The sequence below is a fragment of the Gordonibacter sp. 28C genome, assembly GCF_003339845.1.
GTDB lineage: Bacteria > Actinomycetota > Coriobacteriia > Coriobacteriales > Eggerthellaceae > Gordonibacter.
This window is the reverse complement of record NZ_PPTR01000008.1, coordinates 1-18,319: the sequence shown is the minus strand read 5'-3', so window position 1 is coordinate 18,319 and position 18,319 is coordinate 1. Positions and strand designations below refer to the sequence as shown.

The 18,319-nt window shown below is 66.2% G+C and carries 16 protein-coding genes; 5 read left to right on the top strand and 11 right to left on the bottom strand.

The features are described from left to right. Window positions 1-140 precede the first annotated feature (140 nt). Window positions 141-1,520: a DHA2 family efflux MFS transporter permease subunit gene (locus tag C1878_RS10660; protein ID WP_114601611.1), complete on the bottom strand. Its 1,380-nt coding sequence runs from the start codon at window positions 1,518-1,520 to the stop codon at window positions 141-143. Window positions 1,521-1,730: 210 nt separating this feature from the next. Between C1878_RS10660 and C1878_RS10655 the strand changes: the two genes are divergently transcribed. Both C1878_RS10655 and C1878_RS10650 read left to right on the top strand, forming a co-directional pair. Beyond that, window positions 1,731-2,036, top strand: coding sequence for a hypothetical protein (locus tag C1878_RS10655; RefSeq protein ID WP_147272934.1), 306 nt, complete (start codon window positions 1,731-1,733; stop codon window positions 2,034-2,036). Between the two features lie 34 nt (window positions 2,037-2,070). Next, the gene (locus tag C1878_RS10650; protein WP_147272933.1) at window positions 2,071-2,610 is read left to right on the top strand and encodes a hypothetical protein; all 540 of its coding nucleotides are present in this window, start codon (window positions 2,071-2,073) and stop codon (window positions 2,608-2,610) included. 288 nt (window positions 2,611-2,898) lie between these two features. Here C1878_RS10650 and pth read toward each other — a convergent pair whose 3' ends face one another. From pth to nhaA, 5 genes are all read right to left on the bottom strand, one after another. Further along, on the bottom strand, window positions 2,899-3,456 hold the full coding sequence (pth, locus tag C1878_RS10645) for an aminoacyl-tRNA hydrolase (protein WP_114601608.1): 558 nt from the start codon (window positions 3,454-3,456) through the stop codon (window positions 2,899-2,901). A 319-nt stretch (window positions 3,457-3,775) separates the two neighbouring features. Further along, window positions 3,776-4,741: a ribose-phosphate pyrophosphokinase gene (locus C1878_RS10640; protein ID WP_114601742.1), complete on the bottom strand. Its 966-nt coding sequence runs from the start codon at window positions 4,739-4,741 to the stop codon at window positions 3,776-3,778. Between the two features lie 200 nt (window positions 4,742-4,941). Next, window positions 4,942-6,891, bottom strand: coding sequence for an NAD(P)/FAD-dependent oxidoreductase (locus C1878_RS10635; RefSeq protein ID WP_114601607.1), 1,950 nt, complete (start codon window positions 6,889-6,891; stop codon window positions 4,942-4,944). 108 nt (window positions 6,892-6,999) lie between these two features. Further along, entirely contained in the window at window positions 7,000-8,382 is a 1,383-nt protein-coding gene (glmU, locus tag C1878_RS10630; RefSeq protein ID WP_114601606.1) for a bifunctional UDP-N-acetylglucosamine diphosphorylase/glucosamine-1-phosphate N-acetyltransferase GlmU, read from the bottom strand. A gap of 201 nt (window positions 8,383-8,583) precedes the next feature. Next, the gene (gene nhaA / locus C1878_RS10625) at window positions 8,584-10,383 is read right to left on the bottom strand and encodes a Na+/H+ antiporter NhaA (protein WP_114601605.1); all 1,800 of its coding nucleotides are present in this window, start codon (window positions 10,381-10,383) and stop codon (window positions 8,584-8,586) included. Between the two features lie 341 nt (window positions 10,384-10,724). Here nhaA and hpf point away from each other — a divergent pair, with 341 nt between their 5' ends. Next, the gene (gene hpf / locus C1878_RS10620; RefSeq protein ID WP_114601604.1) at window positions 10,725-11,297 is read left to right on the top strand and encodes a ribosome hibernation-promoting factor, HPF/YfiA family; all 573 of its coding nucleotides are present in this window, start codon (window positions 10,725-10,727) and stop codon (window positions 11,295-11,297) included. Between the two features lie 72 nt (window positions 11,298-11,369). On the opposite strand, the gene C1878_RS10615 is transcribed toward hpf, so the two are convergent. Further along, window positions 11,370-12,062 carry an SOS response-associated peptidase family protein gene (locus tag C1878_RS10615; protein WP_114601603.1) on the bottom strand — a complete coding sequence of 231 codons (693 nt, stop codon included), beginning with the start codon at window positions 12,060-12,062 and terminating at the stop codon, window positions 11,370-11,372. A 112-nt stretch (window positions 12,063-12,174) separates the two neighbouring features. On the opposite strand from C1878_RS10615, the gene C1878_RS10610 reads away from it, so the two are divergent. Further along, complete coding sequence (locus C1878_RS10610; RefSeq protein WP_114601602.1) at window positions 12,175-12,393, top strand: acyl carrier protein; 219 nt, start codon at window positions 12,175-12,177, stop codon at window positions 12,391-12,393. A 148-nt stretch (window positions 12,394-12,541) separates the two neighbouring features. Here the strand turns inward: C1878_RS10610 and C1878_RS10605 are convergent, their stop codons facing one another. The 3 genes from C1878_RS10605 to C1878_RS10595 all read right to left on the bottom strand — a co-directional run bounded on the left by C1878_RS10605 (window position 12,542) and on the right by C1878_RS10595 (window position 16,497). Next, window positions 12,542-13,870, bottom strand: a complete 1,329-nt coding sequence (locus C1878_RS10605) for a folylpolyglutamate synthase/dihydrofolate synthase family protein (protein WP_114601601.1) — start codon at window positions 13,868-13,870, stop codon at window positions 12,542-12,544. Between the two features lie 232 nt (window positions 13,871-14,102). Next, window positions 14,103-15,614 (bottom strand): NADPH-dependent glutamate synthase, encoded by a 1,512-nt coding sequence (gene gltA, locus C1878_RS10600; protein ID WP_114601600.1) that lies wholly within the window; start codon window positions 15,612-15,614, stop codon window positions 14,103-14,105. 1 nt (window position 15,615) lies between these two features. After that, window positions 15,616-16,497, bottom strand: a complete 882-nt coding sequence (locus tag C1878_RS10595) for a sulfide/dihydroorotate dehydrogenase-like FAD/NAD-binding protein (protein WP_114601599.1) — start codon at window positions 16,495-16,497, stop codon at window positions 15,616-15,618. A 210-nt stretch (window positions 16,498-16,707) separates the two neighbouring features. Here C1878_RS10595 and C1878_RS10590 point away from each other — a divergent pair, with 210 nt between their 5' ends. Next, a complete protein-coding gene (locus C1878_RS10590; RefSeq protein ID WP_114601598.1) occupies window positions 16,708-17,631 on the top strand; it encodes a CorA family divalent cation transporter in 924 nt (307 codons plus the stop codon). A 478-nt stretch (window positions 17,632-18,109) separates the two neighbouring features. Here C1878_RS10590 and C1878_RS16765 read toward each other — a convergent pair. Beyond that, a partial coding sequence (locus tag C1878_RS16765) for a hypothetical protein (RefSeq protein WP_206749706.1) occupies window positions 18,110-18,319 on the bottom strand: 210 nt, incomplete at its 5' end.

Below are 18,319 nucleotides of genomic sequence, written 5' to 3'. Positions count from 1 at the left end.
GTCCGATGCGAACCGGACGGCGAGCATGTCGTTCGCACCTATATGATAACAACATATATACTCCTAGAACATCTATGCTGTCAACATATATTGGAAAGATAAACGTCGAGCGTGTCGAAACGCGGATTCGAGGAACGTCGCTAGCGCACCTTCGCCACGATGAAGGCGAAGGTGGCCACGGCGAACGCGGCCGAGAAGGCGAAGGCCATCTGGTACGGCAGTGCCGGAGAGGACGCGATCGCCGACGAGGTTCCCGCAACGGCCATGAGCAGCACCATCGACGACGTGCCGAGCGACGCGCACGCCTGGCGCCCTGCGATGGAGAACGAGCTGCCGTCCGCGACGATGCGCCCCGGAAGGCCCGCCAGGCTCCACGAGATGAGCGGCCCCATGAGGCCCGACACGCCGAACGCCCGCACGGCTTGGCAGAGCGTGGTCACGGCGAGCGGGGTCCCCTCGTCGATGAACACCATGAGCACCGAGCCTACGGCGAGCAGCAAGCCCGACGCGAGCGTGACCGGACGGATGCCGAACCGGTCGGTGAGCACGCCGGCCAGCGGGTTCAGGAACAGCGCGGCGATGGTGCCGGGCAGAAGCACGATGCCCGCGTCGAGCGCCGTGCCCCCGCACAGCCCCTCGACGTACAGCGGGATGATAAGCGTCACGCCCATGAACGAGGCGTGCAGCAGGCACAGCACCACGAATCCGACGGTGTACTGCTTCGAGGCGAAGATACCCATGTCTATAAGCGGGTCGTCGACACGCTTCTGCCGCCGCACGAACAACACGAGGAACGCCGCACCGGCGACGAGCGGGCCCCATACGAACGGGCTGGTTATCGAGAAGCTGCTCGCCTCCGAGAACCCCAGCAGCAAGCCGCCGAATCCCAGCGCCGACATCGTGAACGACAGCGTGTCGAACCGCTCGGAGCGGTCTCCCGCGCCGCCCCGCACAAGCAGCGCCGTGGCTGCGGCCAGCAACGCCACCGCAACCAGCAACAGAACGAAGAAGCTGCGCCAACCGAGCGAGAAGCTCATGGCGCCGCCGATGGTGGGCCCGATGTTCGGCGCAAAGCCCATGGCGATGCCGGCCACGCCCATGGCGGTGGCCCGGCGCCCTTCGGGGAAGCGCGTCATGGCGATGGTCTGCATGAGCGGCAGCAAAAGCCCCGTGGAGACGGCTTGGCAGATGCGGCCGGTCAGCAGCACGGCGAAGTTCGAGGCCAGACAGTCGGCCAAAGCGCCCACCAGGAAAAACGCCAAGGCGATGAAAACATGTTGGCGCACGGAGAACCGCTTCGAGAGGTACGTGGCGGCTGGAACCGCTATGCCCAACACCAGCATGTAGCTGGTGGTGAGCCACTGCCCCAGGCTCACGTCGAGGTCGAACTCCCCCATGATCTCGGGCATCATGGCGTTGACGGCCGTTTGCGAGAGGTTGCCGAAGGCGGAAGCCAGCATCACGATGACGAACAGCGCGTACACGCGCGCCCGCTCGCCCTTGATCAACTCTCGCACCATGCCCCCTTCGTCCGCGCGCGCCCTTGTCACGCAAATCCTCAGTATAAAGGGAAAATCGCCGCGCGTGGGCACCATCCGAATGACAACCGGCGTTTATTGGCCGCCGGAAGGCGAAGCAACGACAAGCCGAAGTTCGGCGTTTGCACGATAACCCCTGTTGCAAGCGGCTTTTCGATGATATACTTAGTATTACTAAATAAGGTTGCCGTCGTGCTCGCGATCATGGCCGTGGCGCAGGGCGCGTACGTCGCCGGTGCGTTCGGGCTGGCGGGGTTCTCCGCTCCCGACAACATCGGACGGCTGATCGCCGACGTTACGTGCGGCCTTGCCTTGCTTGCCATGTGGGGCTTTTCCGCCTACATGATCGTCACGGGGAAGAGTTTGCTCAACTTTCGGCCTGATCCGAGCGAGTTGGAACTCCGTATGGGAGACGACAAGCGCCAAGCGCGCGCCGTCGGCATCCTGCTGCTGTTCCTGTCGATCTTCGTCCTCGTAGAGTGGGGGCTGATGCGGTGAGGGCGGTATCATCTCGCGGGGAAGCTGGGGCAGCATGACCGAAAAGCAACCAAATCCATCAGGAAAAACAGCACCCGCAGATTCCGCGGGCAACCCGGTTCTGAGGATTCCCATCAGGGTGCACTGGTCGCTTGCCGTGTTGGTGGTCTTCGCAGACGCGCTGATCGTCGCCATGGCTGCAAGCGCTTTGCTCGATCCCTCCCTCGCGAACGGCCTTGGCTCCGAACAGGTGGGCGTGGTGGCGCTCATGGCTTTCTGCATGCTGGCTTTGGGGATCGCCAACATTCTTGCCGTGCCTATGTTCTTCAGCCACTACGTCCAACTCGACGATCACCGCCTGTCCATAGTTTTGGGAGTCCATCGGGCAAGCATCGACTGCATCGGCATCTTGAGCGTGTCGGAGAAGATCCCGGCGTCCGCCGGCTACGTATGGAAGCCCACCGCCCCCGACCCCGTGCGCATCCACGGCAGACTGTTCGACGAGGTTGTTGCCGTGGCAAACAAGGAGCTACTCTACGAAGAGCTGCTCGAGCGAAATCCCCGCATCAGGATCGTGCGGAAGGACGAAAGCTAACGCGCCCCTCTCTCGAGGCATAGCCTCAAGGGCAGCGAGCCTTGCTGCCACGGTCGCTGGATTTTTCCCATCGGCGCTTCATTGGCACAATAATCACCGATACTCTGCAGCGCCAAACCTTGTTGTCGAAACTTTGTTCTCCTTGGATTTCCACGACCTGCGCAAACGCATTTGGCAAACAAGCGATTACGCGCCGAAGGGCCCCGAAAGCGGCTTCAAGCGCAGGGAATCGGCGATTACTGTGCCGAAGGGGCCCCGAGCCAGCCAACGCCGCCACGGGCGCGCCTCTCAATTGAACGCTTGCTGCGTCTTTTCCAGGCCCGCCGTCACCAGCGACAGCGCGGCCTGCGCGCCGCGGTCGACGGCGTAGGCGAAGTCGTCGGCTGCTTCTTTCTTCGGCAGGGAAAGAACCCAGTCCACCACCGGCATGCGTCCCGGCGGGCGGCCGATGCCCACGCGCACGCGGTTCCAGTCGCGCGTGCCCAGCTTGTCGCAGATGGAACGCAGGCCGTTGTGGCCCGCGTGCCCGCCGCCGAACTTCACGCGTACGGTGCCGGGGTCGATGTCCAGCTCGTCGTGGATGACGATGAGGTGCTCCGGGTCCACGCCGTAGGCGTTCATGAGCTGCTTCACCGGGCCGCCCGAAGTGTTCATGTAGCTTTGGGGCTTCGCCAGCACCAGGTCGAAGTCGCGGTACGCCCCCTTAGCCGTGAGCGAGCCGCACTCCGTCTTCCAGTAGCGCGCGCCCACCTCGCCGGCGATGGCGTCCACCGCGTCGAACCCGGCGTTGTGCCGGGTGTGCTCGTACTCCTCGCCCGGATTCCCCAGGCCCACGATCAAAAACATACGTTGCTTCCTTCGAACGAAAATCGATGACAGCACCCGTGCGGAGACCGCGCCAAGAGCACCGTCACGCCAGCCCGCAGGTCAAAGGCTGAGAACCTACCCGGCGAAGTCGGCCGGAACCGGTTGTCCGCAGGGGCGCTCTCAGAGCGCCCGCTCGCGCGCAGCGCGAGAACGCGGGTTCCGGTTGGTTTTCCGGCTTCGCCGGAACGGGCGCTCTGGAGAGCGCCCCTACGTCAACCTGCAGCACGGCGTCAACCCGCAACGCGAAGCCAACCCGCGGGGCAAAAGCGGCGACCAGGAAAGCGCCGGCAGAGCTTGCCTACTCGAACAGACTGGCCACGGAACCGTTGTCGTACACGTTGGTGATGGTCTTGGCGAACAGCGGGCCCACGGACAGCACCTTCACCTTGCCGGTCTGGCGCTCCAGCGGCACGGGCACGGTGTTCGTGACCACGACCTCCTCGATGCACGAGTTCGCGATGCGCTCGTACGCCGGGCCGCTGAACAGGCCGTGCGTGGCACAAGCGTACACTTCCGCGGCGCCCTTGGCCTTGAGCGTGGACGCGGCCGCCACCAGCGAGCCGGCCGTGTCGATCATGTCGTCGTTCAGGATGCACACCTTGCCCGTGACCTCGCCGATAAGCGCCGTGATCTCGGCCTGGTTGTGCTTCGGGCGATCCTTGTGCATGATGGCGATGTCGCAGTCCAGCATGGTGGAGAACTTCTTCGCCGCCTTGGCGCGGCCCACGTCGGGCGACACGACGCACAGCTTCTCGTTGTCGAAGCCCTTGCTCTTGAAGTAGTCCACGAAGATGGGCATGGCCGTCATGTGGTTCACCGGCAGGTCGAAGAAACCCTGGATGGCGTCCTGGTGCAGGTCGATGGTGATGACGTTGTCCACACCCGCCGCCGCCAAGAGGTCGGCCACGAGCTTGGCGGTGATGGGCTCGCGCGGGGCGGCCTTGCGGTCCTGGCGCGCATAGCCGTAATGGGCGACCACCGCCGACACGGACCGGGCCGAGGCGCGTTTGGCGGCATCCACCATGATGAGCAGCTCCATGAGCGCGTCGTTCACGTCGTAACCCTCGCCCGCGCACACCGACTGGATGAGGAACACGTCGGCGCCGCGAACGCTCTCCTGGTAGCGCGCGTATATCTCGCCGTTGGCGAACTTCTCGAGCTTGACGTTGCCGAGCGACGCGTTCAGATCCCTCGCGATCTCGTCGGCAAGCTCGGGGTTGACCGACCCCGAGAACAAGGCCATGCTCTTCTGCACTTCCGTCATCGTCATGCGCGCTCCTTCAACGTCGCTTCCATCTACGCACCCCACACCGCGTGCGCGGTCGTTCCTATTGTATCCGTAGGCCGACGGGCCGCACGGGTAAATCCGAGCCTTCTTCGCATATTGACCGCATGCGACCGCGCAAAGAAACGGCGGCGGAAGCGCCTTCGCATTGGGAACGGCTTCGGCGCGGCCGCTCGTTGCTACACGTCCAAAGCCGCGTGGTACGCCTCGTACACGGCGGTGCAGATGTTCGCGGGGCGCCGCGCGTCGCCCACGACGCGCACGGACGGCGCGCAGTCGCGCAGCGCGTCGACCGCGGCGCTGCGCGAGCGCTGGCCGATGGCGCACACCACCGTGTCGCCGGGAACCAGCTGCTCCGACCCGTCCGCCAAGGTCACCATCACGCCGTCGCGGCGCACCTCCTTGCCGCGGGCGTTCAGCACGACGTCGATGCCAGCGCCTTCCACCTCGGCGAGCAGGATGGGACGGTGCCGCACGTTCGCGTCCACGGCCAAACCGTCGCGCATCTCCACGACGTGCACCTTCTTCCCCCGCTGGCTCATGAGCAGCGCGCATTCGCTGCCCGTCAGGCCGCCGCCGATGACGACGACCTCGTCGCCCGCCTCCGCACCGTCCAGGTAGAGGTCGTCGATGGAAAGCACGCGCGCGCCGTCCTCGCAGGGCATGGGCAGGGCGAGGGGCTCCGACCCTACGGCCACGATGGCCGCGTCGGCGCCGATCTCGTCGGCCAGCGCCGCGTCGACGGGCGTGTTCAAGCGCACCTCGACGCCCAGTTGCTCGCAACGCCGGGCGTAGCTCCGCCCCAGCTCGTACATATCGCGCTTGAACGGCAGCGCCTGCTCGGTGCGCAGGATGCCGCCCAACTCGGCCTCCTTCTCGCACAGCACCACGTTGTGCCCGCGCTCGGCGGCCGTCGCCGCGGCCGTCATGCCCGCGATGCCGCCGCCCACCACGAGCACGTTTTTGGGCTTCGCCGCGGGGACGACGTCCATGCCCTCGATCTCGCGGCCGATGCGGGGGTTTATGGCGCATCGGCGCGTCTGCGTGACCGCGCGCTCCGCCATGCACACGAAGCAGCGCAGGCACTTGACCACGTCCTGGCCGCGGTTCGCCATCACCTTGTTGGGGATGTCGGGGTCGGCCAGCAGCGCGCGGCCCATCACCACCAGGTCGGCCTTGCCCGAAGCCAGGATGTCCTCCATCTGCCGCGGGTCGGAAAGGCCGCCGATCGTCGCCACCGGCACGCCCACGTGCTTCTTGATCTGCTCGGCCAGGTAGACGTTGCAGCCGTGCTCGCGGAACATGGAAGGGTGCGTGACGGAGAACCCGAACTGGTACGAGCCCGCCGAAACGTGGATTATGTCCACCAGGTCCTCGAGCGCGTGTGCGATGCGGCCGCCCTCGTCCACGTCGTAACCGCCGTCGAACAGCTCGGCGCCGCTCATGCGCAGCTCGATGGGGAAACCCGGGCCCACGGCCTCGCGCACGGCCGTCAGCACCTCGCGCGCGAACCGCACGCGGTTCTCGAGCGGGCCGCCGTACTCGTCGTCGCGCTTGTTGAAGTAGGGCGAGAGGAACTGGTTGACGAGCCAACCGTGGCCGGCGTGCACCATGACCATCTCGAAGCCGGCCCGCTTCGCAAGCGCCGCCGCCTGCGCGTAGGCCGCCACGATATCGGCTATCTGCTCCTGCGAGAGGGCCTTGACGGGCAGGCCGTCGGGGCGCACCGCGTCGCTCGGGCCGTATTGGCAGAGCCCTTGCTTGCCCTTCTTGTCCACCATGTACGTGCCCGCGTACTGGCCCGAGTGGGACAGTTCGATGCTGGGCACCGATCCGTGGCGTTTGATGGCGTCGGCCAGGAAGGAGAACGCCGCCAGCTGGCCCGGGGTCTTCAGGCTCAGGCGCAGCATCTGCGACCCGTCCGTCTCGGGATGCACCACCAGCTCGCTCACGGTGACCACCGCCGCGCCGCCCTTCGCGCGCAGCTCGTAGAAGCCCTGCGTGCGCGGGCCGGGGCTGCCCTCGGCCGTGATGTCGGTGGCCCCCAGGGGCGCCGAGCACATGCGGTTGCGCAGCGTCACCCTTCCCACCGTCAGCGGTTCGCACAGATGCGGATAGTCTCGCTTCATGGCCCTTGCCCCTTCTCGCAGGGCGCGGCCCCGGCCGCACCCGACCTGTCTTTTTCCCGCCTGCCCCCTCGCCATCCTCGAAATGTCCTAATTGGGGACTGTCCCCAATTAGGACAACCGTCCCTGCTGTTCGCGCTTCTTGGCGGCCCAGCCGGGAATCTCGCACTGCTCGGGGCGCGTGAGGGCCAGCGCGTCGGGCGCCACGTCCTTCGCGATGCACGATCCCGCGCCGATGATAGCGCCCGCGCCTATGTTCACCGGAGCCACCATCATGGTGTCGCTGCCCACGAACGCGCCGTCGCCGATGGTGGTGGGATGCTTCTTCTTGCCGTCGTAGTTGCAGGTGATGGAGCCGGCGCCTATGTTCACGTCCTCGCCGATGGTCGCGTCGCCGATGTAGGAGAGGTGCGGCACCTTCGAGCCCTTGCCCACCGTGGACTTCTTGATCTCCACATGCGTGCCGGCCTTCGCACCCTCGCACAGGTGCGCGGCGGGACGCAGGTAGGCGCGCGGGCCGGCCGTGGCCCCGTCGTCTATTTGCGCCTCCACGGCCACGGTCTCGTCCACCGTGCAGCCGCGCCCCACCACGGTGTCGGTCAAACGCGAGTTCGGGCCCACCACGCTGTCCTCGCCCACGCGCGTCGAGCCCATGAGGAACGTCTGCGGCAGCAGCTCCACATCCTGCTCGAGCACCACGTCGGGGCCGATCCACACCTGGTCGGGATCGGTCATGGTCACGCCGGCGGCCATGTGCGCCCGGTTGATGCGGCGCTGCGCGAACTTCGTGGCCTCGGCCAGCTGCATGCGCGAGTTCACGCCCAGGCACTCCGTGGGGTCGTCGGTGGGCAGCGCCAGCACGGGGCGACCGGCCGCGCGACAGATGGCCAGCACGTCGGTGAGGTAGAACTCGCCTTGGGCGTTGTCGTCGTCCACCTGCCCCAGCGCGTCGAACAGCGCGCGGGCGTCGAAGCAGTAGAAGCCGGAGTTGCACTCGCAGATGGATGCCTCGGCGCTGTTGGCGTCCTTCTGCTCGACGATGCGCTCCACAGCACCCACCCGGTCGCGCACGATGCGCCCGTAACCGTAAGGGTTCTCCAACTCCATGGTGAGCACGACCACGGCCGCGTCGGCCTGCTCGCGCATGTCCACCAAGCGGCGGACGGTGTCGGGCGTGATGAGCGGGCAGTCGCCCGACAGCACCACGAGCGAGCCGTCGAAGTCGGCCAGCGTGTCCGCGCACACGGCCACGGCGTCGGCCGTGCCGCGCCGCTCGGGCTGCACCACCACGTCGGTGTCGGCCTCCACGAGCGGCTCCACCTGTTCGCGCTCGTGCCCCACGACGGTCGCGATGCGCTCGATGCCGGCGGCATGCGCCGCGTCCACCACCCAGCGTACGAGCGGCTTGCCCAGCACCTCGTGCACCACTTTGGGCTTCTTCGACTTCATGCGGGTTCCGGCACCCGCGGCAAGGACGATGGCGGCAGCTTCCATGGTTCCCCTTCGATCGCTCGACGATTTCCGATCATGAAGTATAGCGCACGCCTTGCGAACCGCGGTCGAATCTCACGCAGAAGCCATGCGGACGCGACGCGGGGCCGCGTGAAGCGCGGTCGGCGAATCAAGCTCTTCGCCAACAGCCTCGGACAGTGCGGAAACTCGCCTGCCCGAGGCCGTCATCCGCCGTGCACGCAGCTACTTCTTATCCTCGCCGCTCATACCCGTGACGTCCTCGTCCTCGCGCGCGAGCGCGTCTTTAAGCGCGTCCTCCCCGCGCTCGCGCAGCAGCGTTTCCTCCACGCTCGCAAGCGGCGTGCGGTCGGAGTCCCCGGCGAAGTCCTCCTGCACCTTTTCAAGAAGCTCTTCGTTGCCCTCTTCGCGCAGGACGCGCACCACCTCGTTGCGCACGGCCTCGCGCACGTCCCCTATCGATCCGCCGCCCAGAAGGCCGGTGGGACCCAGGTCCACGGCGATCTCGAACACGCCGCCGCGCTTCTTCGCAGCTTCGAGCTCCTCCTTGACGACCGGGTCTTCTATGCCGCGCAACAGCTCCTCGGACTCCCGCGCCGCCTCGTCGCCCGCCGTCTGGCGCGCGATGTCGTCGCCGCTGGCCGACAGGTACGCCACACCGCGCTTGTGCGCGGCCTTCGCCTGCAAGAACAGCAGCAGGAAGCCCAGCACGCCGGCCAGGAGCGACGCCGCCAGAATGCCCAGCTTCGCCGTTGCGACCAGGCCCTCGTCGGGGAACGCCAGGTTCGCCACGAAGATGGCCATGGTGAAGCCCACGCCGCCCAGGATGCTCGCGCCCAGCATATGGCCCCAGTTCACGTTCTCGGGCAGCGATGCCAGCTTCGTCTTCACCACGGCGAAGCTGAACAGCACGATGCCCAGCGGCTTGCCCACCAAAAGGCCCAGCAGCACGCCGTAGAGCACCGGGCTGGAAAGCATGGCGCCCACGTCAGCGCCCAAGAAGCTCACGTCGGCGTTCGTGAGCGCGAACAGCGGCAGAATGCCGAAGTACACCCACGGGTACAGGCGGTGCTCCAGGCGCGTGGCCGGCGGCACCACCTGGCGCGCCACGCGGCTCAGGTCCTGCACCGTCTCGATGTAGTTGCCCTGCGCGATGACGGGCATTTCCGGCTCGAATGCGGCGCGCGCCTCGCGCACCTTGTCGCCCGACCAGGTGAGGAAGCTCTTGATGTTCACGCGCGATCCCGATGGGATGGTGAACGCCAGCAGCACGCCGGCAATGGTGGCGTGCACGCCCGACATGTACACGCAGTACCACAGCACGGCTCCCACCAGCAGATACGGGATGAGCGAGTAGATGTGGTTGCGGTTCATGAGCACGAGAACGAGCAACACCACGGCCGCGGCGGCCAGCCACGGCACCGACGGGCTGTGCCCGTAGAAGATGGCGATGACCAGGATGGCGATGATGTCGTCGGCCACGGCGAGCGTGCTCAGGAACACGCGCACGCCGTTGGGCACGCGGTTGCCCAGCAGCGCCAAGATACCCAGGGCGAACGCGATGTCGGTGGCCGTGGGCACGCCCCAACCGTGCGCCGTCTCCGGGTTCGCGGCGTTGAACACCAGGTAGATGCCGATGGGCGCCAGCACGCCGCCCACAGCCGCCACGATGGGCAGCAGCGCTTGGCGGATGTTCGTGAGCTCGCCCACCGTGAGCTCGTACTTCACTTCCAGGCCCACCAGCAGGAAGAAGATGGCCATGAAGATGTCGTTGATGACGTGCCCGAGCGACATGCCGGCGAACCCGTCGCCGAAGAACACGCCCACCTCCGTGTGCCAGAACTCCAAAAACGCCTCGTACGCCCCCGTGTTCGCCACGATGAGCGCCACGACGGCCGCCACGAGCATGGCGCCTGCGGCCTTCGTCGAGGAGTGCGTGAACTGGATGAGCTTGCGGTACCGGGCCTGGTGGCCCTGCACCTCGTTGATGAACAGCTTTTGCTCTTTGGCCGGTGTGGATGACATGGTCGCCCTATCTGTCTTAGATGCTTGAGAGTCGTATTATCCCCTATACCCCCTCGTCGTCCGACCAATCGTTACCTGTCTACAACCCGATTTCACAACATGTCGCATCCCCCTCTCGTCGGGGTCCCGTCCAGCCCTTCCTCTGGGCGGCGTTTTCCCAACGCCTTGAAAATACCCTGCCGAAACGGGGCGTTTTGCGCTATGCTGTACCCATCAGCTTAGGCGTTAGGAGTCGGCTTGGGTCTTGCATGAGCGGCATATCGGTTTCCGCCCGCATGACCAGGTACGGGATTCTAAAGCCAGGCTGTTTTTTATTCGCCACGAGGTAAGAGGTGAGTGCTATGAGCATTACCGTAGCCGGACGCAAAATGCCCGTAACCGATGCACTGCGTCAATACGCCGAGGAGAAGATCGGCAACTCCATGAAGGTCATGGACATCGACCCGCTGGTTGCCGAGGTCGTTCTGTACGTTGAGAAGAACCCCGCGAACCCCCGCCCCGCCTGCTGCGAGGTAACGTTGCGCACGAAGGGCCACATCATCCGCGTGGAGGAATGCGAAGAGGACATGTACGCCGCCATCGACGTGGCCGCCGCCAAGGTGGTGCGCCAGCTGCGCAAGTACAAGACGAAGGTCATCGACCGCAAGCTGCGCGCCGTGGACGAGACCATTCGCACGGAGCCCGTGCCGGCCAAGGACCTGGACCAGCTCATGGAGGAGCTCACGGCCGACGACGAGGTCGTGCGCGTGAAGGAGATCGAGTTCGAGCCCCTGACCGAGGAAGAGGCCCTGGTGAAGATCGACCTCCTGGGCCACGACTTCTTCGCCTACACCGATCGCGACACCAGCATGGTGAACGTGCTGTACCGCCGCGACGACGGCGGCTACGGCCTGCTCAAGCAGCGCGAAGAGTAAGCGCCCCGCAAAAACCCGCACGTTCCAGGAAGCGGCCTCTCGGGGCCGCTTCCCTGTTTCGCGCTTCACGCTTCACGTCAGGCGACAGGCGAGCTCCACGTCGCGACGGTCGAACATCTCCGCGTAGCAAGGCCCCAGCCAAGCACCCAGTTCCGCGGGACGCAGCACGAGGGGCATGCGGTCGTGCACGTCGACCACCCAGCGGTTCGGATCGCAGGTCATGATCGAGAAGTGGTCGTCCTCGTAGATGCCGCCGAGGAACGTGACCGGGCCCTCCGGCAGGGTGAACGCGCACTGGACCTTTATCTCGCGGCCCGTTTTGGGGCTTACGGCGCGGACGGTCCTGTGGGGCTCGTAGAAGCCCAGCGTCGGAACTGCGCAGCGACGATGCGCAAGCGACTCGCGCCACATGTCGCCGCGCGGGCCGGTGGCGGTGTCGACGCGCGTGTTGAATACCGGGCGCTTCGACCAGGCAACCGGGTACCCCCAGTTCAAATCGACAACGGCAAGATGCCCCGGCTCGCCGCCGGGCACCACCACGGACACGCGGGATCCGGGGAACGCGTCGACGCCCGCAGCGGGGTGCGGAGCGGGCGCGAGAGACGATCCGCATTCCCGCGCGTCGAACAGGCTCGCCTGGAACAGCGAAGCGGGCTTTTCGGGCTGCGCCGGCACCGCCACCTCGCCGATGGGCAGACCGGCCTCCACCTCGCGCACGATGCGCTCCACCACCTCGCGCGGAATCATCGTGAACCGTCCGCACATACCGCCTCCTCGTCGCCCGCGCCGAGCGCCTCGCGTTTCTTTTGCGGGGGCTGCGCCCCGCCCCCGCGTCTGCTACCATGGATGCCGACGTTTTCCGAAGAAAGGAAGGCCCATGGCCACCATCGACACCATCACGAACATCCTGCAGGAGAATCTCGACATCGATCCCGCCACCGTCACCGAGGCGGCCACGTTCGAATCCCTCGGCATCGACTCGCTCGACATGGTGGAGCTCATCTGCGACCTCGAAGAGGCCTGCGAAGTGGACTTCGGCGAGCCCGAGGGCCTGAACACCGTGGGCGACCTCGTCTCCTACATCGACTCCCTGTAGCCCCGCCATCGTAGCACGCCGGCAACGGCGGCGAAAAGGCGCTGCGCCAAAAGCGCCGCTTCATTGATTGCGTAGGGCAAGGGATCCGCCCTTGCTCTACGAGGCGGTCGCCAAGGGCACGGGCTCGGCGGCTTTTATCACGAGCCTCCTACAGCGCGGCCTTGAGCGCGGCCACCGAGTACAGGCTGCCGAAGGCGCACACGAGCCCGTCGGGTCCGGCGAGTTCCCGGGCGGTCGCCACGGCGTCGGCCATGTCGCGGGCGATGCGGGGGCGCATGTGCGCCGAGCAGCCCATCATGTCCTGCCCCGTCCAGCGAACCGCCCGCGCCAGCCTGTCGGCCGACAGCGCGCGCGGATTGTCCGGCTCCACGGCGACGAAGCCGCTGCCGTGCGGCAGGATGGCCTCGAGCATGGCCGGATAGTCCTTGTCCTCCAGCACGCCCACGATGAACACCGGCTTCACGCCGGGGAACACGTCGTCGAGCGAGTCCGCGAGCGCGCGGGCCCCCTGCGGGTTATGCCCGCCGTCCACCACGACGGTGGGACGGCCCTCCCCGGCATCGACGATCTCGAACCTCCCGGGCCACTGCGCCCGTTCGATCCCGACCCGCGCGGCCTCTTCGGAAATGCGCCATCCGCGCTCGCGCAGCACGCCCGCCGTCTCGAGGGCGAGCGCCGCGTTCGCCGGCTGGTAGCTGCCCAGCAGCCGCGTGCGATACGCGCGGCCCCGATAGGAGAACGGGCGCACGAGCGTGGCGGATTCGCCGGCGCGGTCGACCGTCTCCACCGAGTCCACTTCCAACTGGGAGAAGTCCGGCACGACGAGCGTCGCGCCGTGGGCTTGCACGGCCTCCTCGACCACGGCCATGGCCTGAGGGTCCTGCGGCCAAGACACCACGGGCGCGCCGTCCTTCACGATGCCGGCCTTCTCCCCCGCGATGGCGGCGAGCGTGTTGCCCAGCAAAGCCGTGTGGTCCAGCCCGATGCGCGCGATGACGGCCGCCTCGGGCGCATCGATGACGTTCGTGGAATCCAGGCGCCCGCCCAGCCCCACCTCCAGCACGACGACGTCGCAGGCGCAGCGCGCGAAATGCTCCAACGCCACGGCGGTCATGAGTTCGAACTCGGTGGGATGGTCGCCGGTTTGCGCCGCCATGGCCTCGGCATGCTCCCGCACGGCCAGCGTCGCGGCCATAAGCTCGTCGGTCGAGATGTTGCACCCGTCCACGCGGATGCGCTCCTCGAACGCTTCGATGAAAGGGCTGGTGAAAAGCCCCGTGCGGTAGCCGGCCGCCTGCAGGATGGACGCGAGGAACGCGCACGTCGACCCCTTGCCGTTCGTGCCCGCCACATGCACGAATTTCAATCGATCCTGCGGCCGTCCCATCCGCTCGAGCAACTCGCGGATACGGTCGAGCCCCAGCCGAGACTCCTGCCACCGGGGCTCGTTGATGTACGCGATAGGATCGAATGCCATACAGCCCACCTTCTCTCTTCCAAGAAGTGAAACGTGCCGCCCTACCCCCGATCGGAAGCCGGTAGAGAATTCAAGTACGGCTAGCGCCGGGCGTTCGCGGGGTTCGGGGGTTCGCCGCGAGATTCCGCAGGAGCCAAACAGCCCAGCGGGCTGTTTTTTGCGCGACCCCAGGACTGCCCGAGCGCCGAATTCCCGAACCCCGCGAACGCCCGGCGCGCCTCGCAGGCAGACCTTATTCCACCGACAGGTATTCCGCGATACCCGATGCCGCACGTTTGCCGGCGCCCATCGCCAGAATGACCGTGGCCGCGCCGATGACGGCGTCGCCGCCGGCGAACACGCCCGGCTTCGACGTGGCGCACGTGCGCTCGTCGGCCACGATGAGGTTGCGCGACGTCGTTTCCAGCCCCGGCGTGGTCTGCGCGATGAGCGGGTTCGTCTTCGAGCCCACGGCGATCACCATCATGTCGATGTCGATGACGAACTCGCTGCCGTCCACGACGACGGGGCGCCGGCGTCCGCTGGCGTCGGGCTCGCCCAGCTCCATGCGCACGCACTCGACGCCGCTCACCCATCCGTTGTCGTCGCCCAGGATGCGCACCGGGTTCGTGAGCATCTGGAACCTGACGCCCTCCTGCTCGGCATGGTGGATCTCCTCGGCGCGCGCGGGCATCTCGTCGCGGCTGCGGCGGTACACCACGGTCACGTCGGCGCCCAGGCGCTTGGCGGTGCGCGCCGCGTCCATGGCCACGTTGCCGCCGCCCACCACCACGCAGTGCTTGCCCGCGTACACCGGCGTATCGTATTCGGGGAACCGGTAGGCTTTCATCAGGTTCACGCGGGTCAGAAGCTCGCTGGCCACCATGACGCCGTTCAGGCCCTCGCCTTCGATGCCCAGGTAGCCGGGCAGGCCCGCGCCCGTGCCCACGAACACGGCGTCGAAGCCGCGCTCGCCCAGAAGCTCGTCGATGTCGTACAGCTTGCCCACCAGGGCGTTCACCTCGAACGAAACGCCGCTCTCGCCGAGCGCGGCCACTTCGCGGGCCACGAGGTCCTTCGGCAGGCGGAACTCGGGGATGCCGTAGGTCAGCACGCCGCCCACTTTGTGAAGCGCCTCGAACACCGTCACGTCGCAGCCGCGCTTCGCCAGCTCGCCCGCGCACGTGAGCGACGCCGGGCCCGACCCCACCACGGCCACGCGTTTGCCGGACAAATCGACGTCGGGAACCACGATCTCGTCGGGCTCGTCGGCGGCGACGGCTTCGGCCGGCGTCTCGCCCGCAGCCGACGCCTCGTCGGCGCGACGGCCCGCGAGCGCCGCCGCGGCCCCTGCGGCCTCTTCAGGATGCGCGAACGCCCAGTCGGCCACGAAACGCTCCAGGCGCCCGATGCCAACCGGCTCGCCGTTCTTGCCGCGCGTGCACACGCCCTCGCACTGCGACTCCTGCGGGCACACGCGGCCGCAGATGGCGGGCAGCGCGTTCGCCTCCTTCACCAGCGCGTACGCCGCACCGAAGTCGCCCTCGGCCACTTGCGCGACGAACTGGGGGATGGGCACGCCCACGGGGCAGCCATGCACGCAGGGTGCCTTCGGGCACTGGATGCAGCGACGCGCCTCGTTGACGGCGTCCTCGGCCGCATATCCCAGAGCCACCTCCTCGAACGTCCGCGCGCGCTCGACCGGGTCGAGCTCGGGCATGGGCGTCTTTTCCTTTTGCCGGTTCACCTCGTAGCTGGTCGCCATGCTACGCCCCCTTCCGCTCGCCGTCGGCCGGCGCGGTTCCGTCCGCCCCGCCGTTGCAGTCGCGCCCTTCGGCCGCGTCGCGCGCCGCGCTCTCGAAGCTGCGGTACATGACGCCGCGCCGCATGGCGTCGTCGTAGTCCACCAGATGGCCATCGAAGTCGGGGCCGTCCACGCACGCGTGCAGGTACTCGTCGCCCACCTTCACGCGGCAGCCGCCGCACATGCCGGTGCCGTCTATCATGAGCGGGTTCATGCTCACGAGCGTCTTGATGCCGTAGGGCTTCGTGGTGGCCGCCACGAACTTCATCATGATGACGGGGCCCACGGCCAGCACCAGGTCGTAGTCCGCGCCCTCGTCGATGCGCTGCTGCAGCGCTTGCGTGACCAGGCCCTTGTTGCCGTTCGAGCCGTCGTCGGTCATGATGATCTGGCGCGTGGAGCACGCGTCGATCTCGTCTTCCAGCAGCACCAGGTCCACGTTGCGGAAGCCGGTGATGACGTCGACTTCGACACCGTGCTCGTACAGCCATTTGGCCTGCGGGTACGCGATGGCCGTGCCCAGGCCGCCGCCGATGACGCATGCGCGCTTGGCCCCTTCCAGCTCGGTGGGGTTGCCCAGCGGGCCGGCGAAGTCCAGCAACGCCTCGCCCGGCTTCATCTGCGCCAAGCGCATGGTGGTGGCGCCCACCGCCTGGAACACGATGGTGACGGTGCCCGCCTCCGGATCGCAGTCGTTCATGGTCAGCGGGATGCGCTCCCCCACCTCGTCGATGCGCAGCATGATGAACTGGCCCGGCCTGATCTTGCGCGCGATCTCCGGCGCGCTCACCACCATGCGGGTCACTTCCGCATTGAGGGGTTCCACTCGTTCTATGGGATACACGGCGTTCCTGCCCTTCTCGTCTGAGAGATGAAAGCAGCACCGGACGATGCACGGTGCCGCTTCCTGGAAGTATGGCCGCCATTATAGCAACACGCCGTCCCGCACCATGTTTCGAACGTGTTTCCAAGCGGTTAAGGGCAGGAAAAACACCTGCTTGCGGAGCACGTCTATAATCGAAGGACAGGCGAAGCGCAAAGGACGGGAGCGAGCATGGCGGAAAAGTACCTGTTTCGCCCGCATTTGACGGCTGTCCCGCTGGACGAGCCCGTCGAGGCGGGCGAACAGGTGGTCGAGGTGATCTCCTCGCAAGAATTCGCCTCGCTCGGGCTGGGCGATGCCGAGCTGCAAGACGCCCTACGCACCCTTTCCACCGTGGAGAACACGTACCTCGACGTGTATCCCGAAAGCCTTATCGGATCCTTCGCCGTGCCCGACAAGCACCACGTGCTCAGCGATCCGCTCTGCTTCGCCTTTTATCTGGACAAGCGGCACCTCATCTTCATCGACGAACGCGACACGTGCGTCAAGCTGCTCGACGTCATAGCGAAACAGCAGGTGGTGAAGCGGCCCACCGTGGCACACTGCCTGTTCGAGTTCATGAGGCTCCTCGTGAAGGACGATCTGGTGTTTCTCGCCGACGTCGAAGACCGCATGGAAGACGTGGAAGAGCAGATCCTCGACCGCTGCGGCAACGTGGCGAACCGCAAAATGCTGGGCTTCCGTCGCAGGCTTCTGCGCATCGACACGTTCTACCAGCAGCTCGTCGACATGGCGGGAACACTGGGCGACAACGAGAACAAGCTGCTCAGCCACGAAGAGGGCCGTCTGTTTCAGTCGTTGGAGAAAACCGTGGAACGCCTGCTCAAGCGCTCGCAAACGCTCAAAGAGTACAGTTTGCAGCTGCGCGAGCTCTACCAGACGCAGATCGACATCCAGCAGAACGAAACCATGCAATGGTTCACAGTCATCACCACGCTCTTCGCGCCGCTCACGCTCATCACCAGCTGGTTCGGCATGAACTTCGCGAACATGCCCGGACTGGATTGGGAATGGGGCTACCCTGCCATGATCGTGCTTTGCGTGGTCATCGTGGCGGTGGAACTGGTCATCTTCAAACGCAAGAAGTGGCTGTAGGAGCGCGCCGCCGCAAGCGAATCAGCTAACGAAAGAAATCGTCTATTTTCTTTCGATGTAGCATGCTAACGAAAGAAAACCTCCCATTTCTTTCATTAGCATGCAATAATGCCCCGCTAACGAAAGAAACCTTTCGTTAGCGGGACCCTGCGAAACACATAGGATGCCGCGAAAACCGGGAGGGCGAATGAGACATCGGCCCCGTCACTTTGCCTCGCCTTTATCTCAGAGACGGATGTCAGAGAAGACGCGCAGGCCCACGCACAGTCAGGCGAACCCAAAACCCGTGCCCGACCCTGCACGAAAATCACCGTTGTCCCCCTCCCAGAACCCGAGAGCGGCCCGAAAGGCCCGCGGGCCAGAATCTAAGCCGACGTTTCCCCAGGTCGAGCACCGCGCTCGCTGCTGGAAGGCGGAGATCGACGGCACTCGCAGGGGGAGATCGGTGATTTCCGTGTACCAAGCCCGCTCTCCGCTGTTAAACCACCATCGACACGCCCCTGCATGGCGCCTGATGGCGACCTGGCGCTCCGCAGAGGCGAGCAGGCATGTGTCGATTCCGGTTTGACAGCGGATTCCGGCTTTCGCGGCCGTTTTTGACGGTTGTTCGTCGCCGCGCGGCCTCGCGAGGACGCTCGGCGACGCCTTGATCCGCGTTTTCCCTGCTCGCGAGATCGTCGGGAATCGG

Coding starts and splice junctions, on each gene's coding strand:
- gltA (WP_114601600.1), bottom strand. CDS start 15,614: ATGGCGACCAGCTACGAGGTGAACCGGCAAAAGGAAAAGACGCCCATG.
- glmU (WP_114601606.1), bottom strand. CDS start 8,382: ATGGAAGCTGCCGCCATCGTCCTTGCCGCGGGTGCCGGAACCCGCATG.
- C1878_RS10660 (WP_114601611.1), bottom strand. CDS start 1,520: ATGGTGCGAGAGTTGATCAAGGGCGAGCGGGCGCGCGTGTACGCGCTG.
- C1878_RS10615 (WP_114601603.1), bottom strand. CDS start 12,062: ATGTGCGGACGGTTCACGATGATTCCGCGCGAGGTGGTGGAGCGCATC.
- C1878_RS10640 (WP_114601742.1), bottom strand. CDS start 4,741: ATGACGGAAGTGCAGAAGAGCATGGCCTTGTTCTCGGGGTCGGTCAAC.
- pth (WP_114601608.1), bottom strand. CDS start 3,456: ATGTTTTTGATCGTGGGCCTGGGGAATCCGGGCGAGGAGTACGAGCAC.
- C1878_RS10650 (WP_147272933.1), top strand. CDS start 2,071: ATGACCGAAAAGCAACCAAATCCATCAGGAAAAACAGCACCCGCAGAT.
- C1878_RS10590 (WP_114601598.1), top strand. CDS start 16,708: ATGGCGGAAAAGTACCTGTTTCGCCCGCATTTGACGGCTGTCCCGCTG.
- hpf (WP_114601604.1), top strand. CDS start 10,725: ATGAGCATTACCGTAGCCGGACGCAAAATGCCCGTAACCGATGCACTG.
- C1878_RS10635 (WP_114601607.1), bottom strand. CDS start 6,891: ATGAAGCGAGACTATCCGCATCTGTGCGAACCGCTGACGGTGGGAAGG.
- C1878_RS10610 (WP_114601602.1), top strand. CDS start 12,175: ATGGCCACCATCGACACCATCACGAACATCCTGCAGGAGAATCTCGAC.
- nhaA (WP_114601605.1), bottom strand. CDS start 10,383: ATGTCATCCACACCGGCCAAAGAGCAAAAGCTGTTCATCAACGAGGTG.
- C1878_RS10605 (WP_114601601.1), bottom strand. CDS start 13,870: ATGGCATTCGATCCTATCGCGTACATCAACGAGCCCCGGTGGCAGGAG.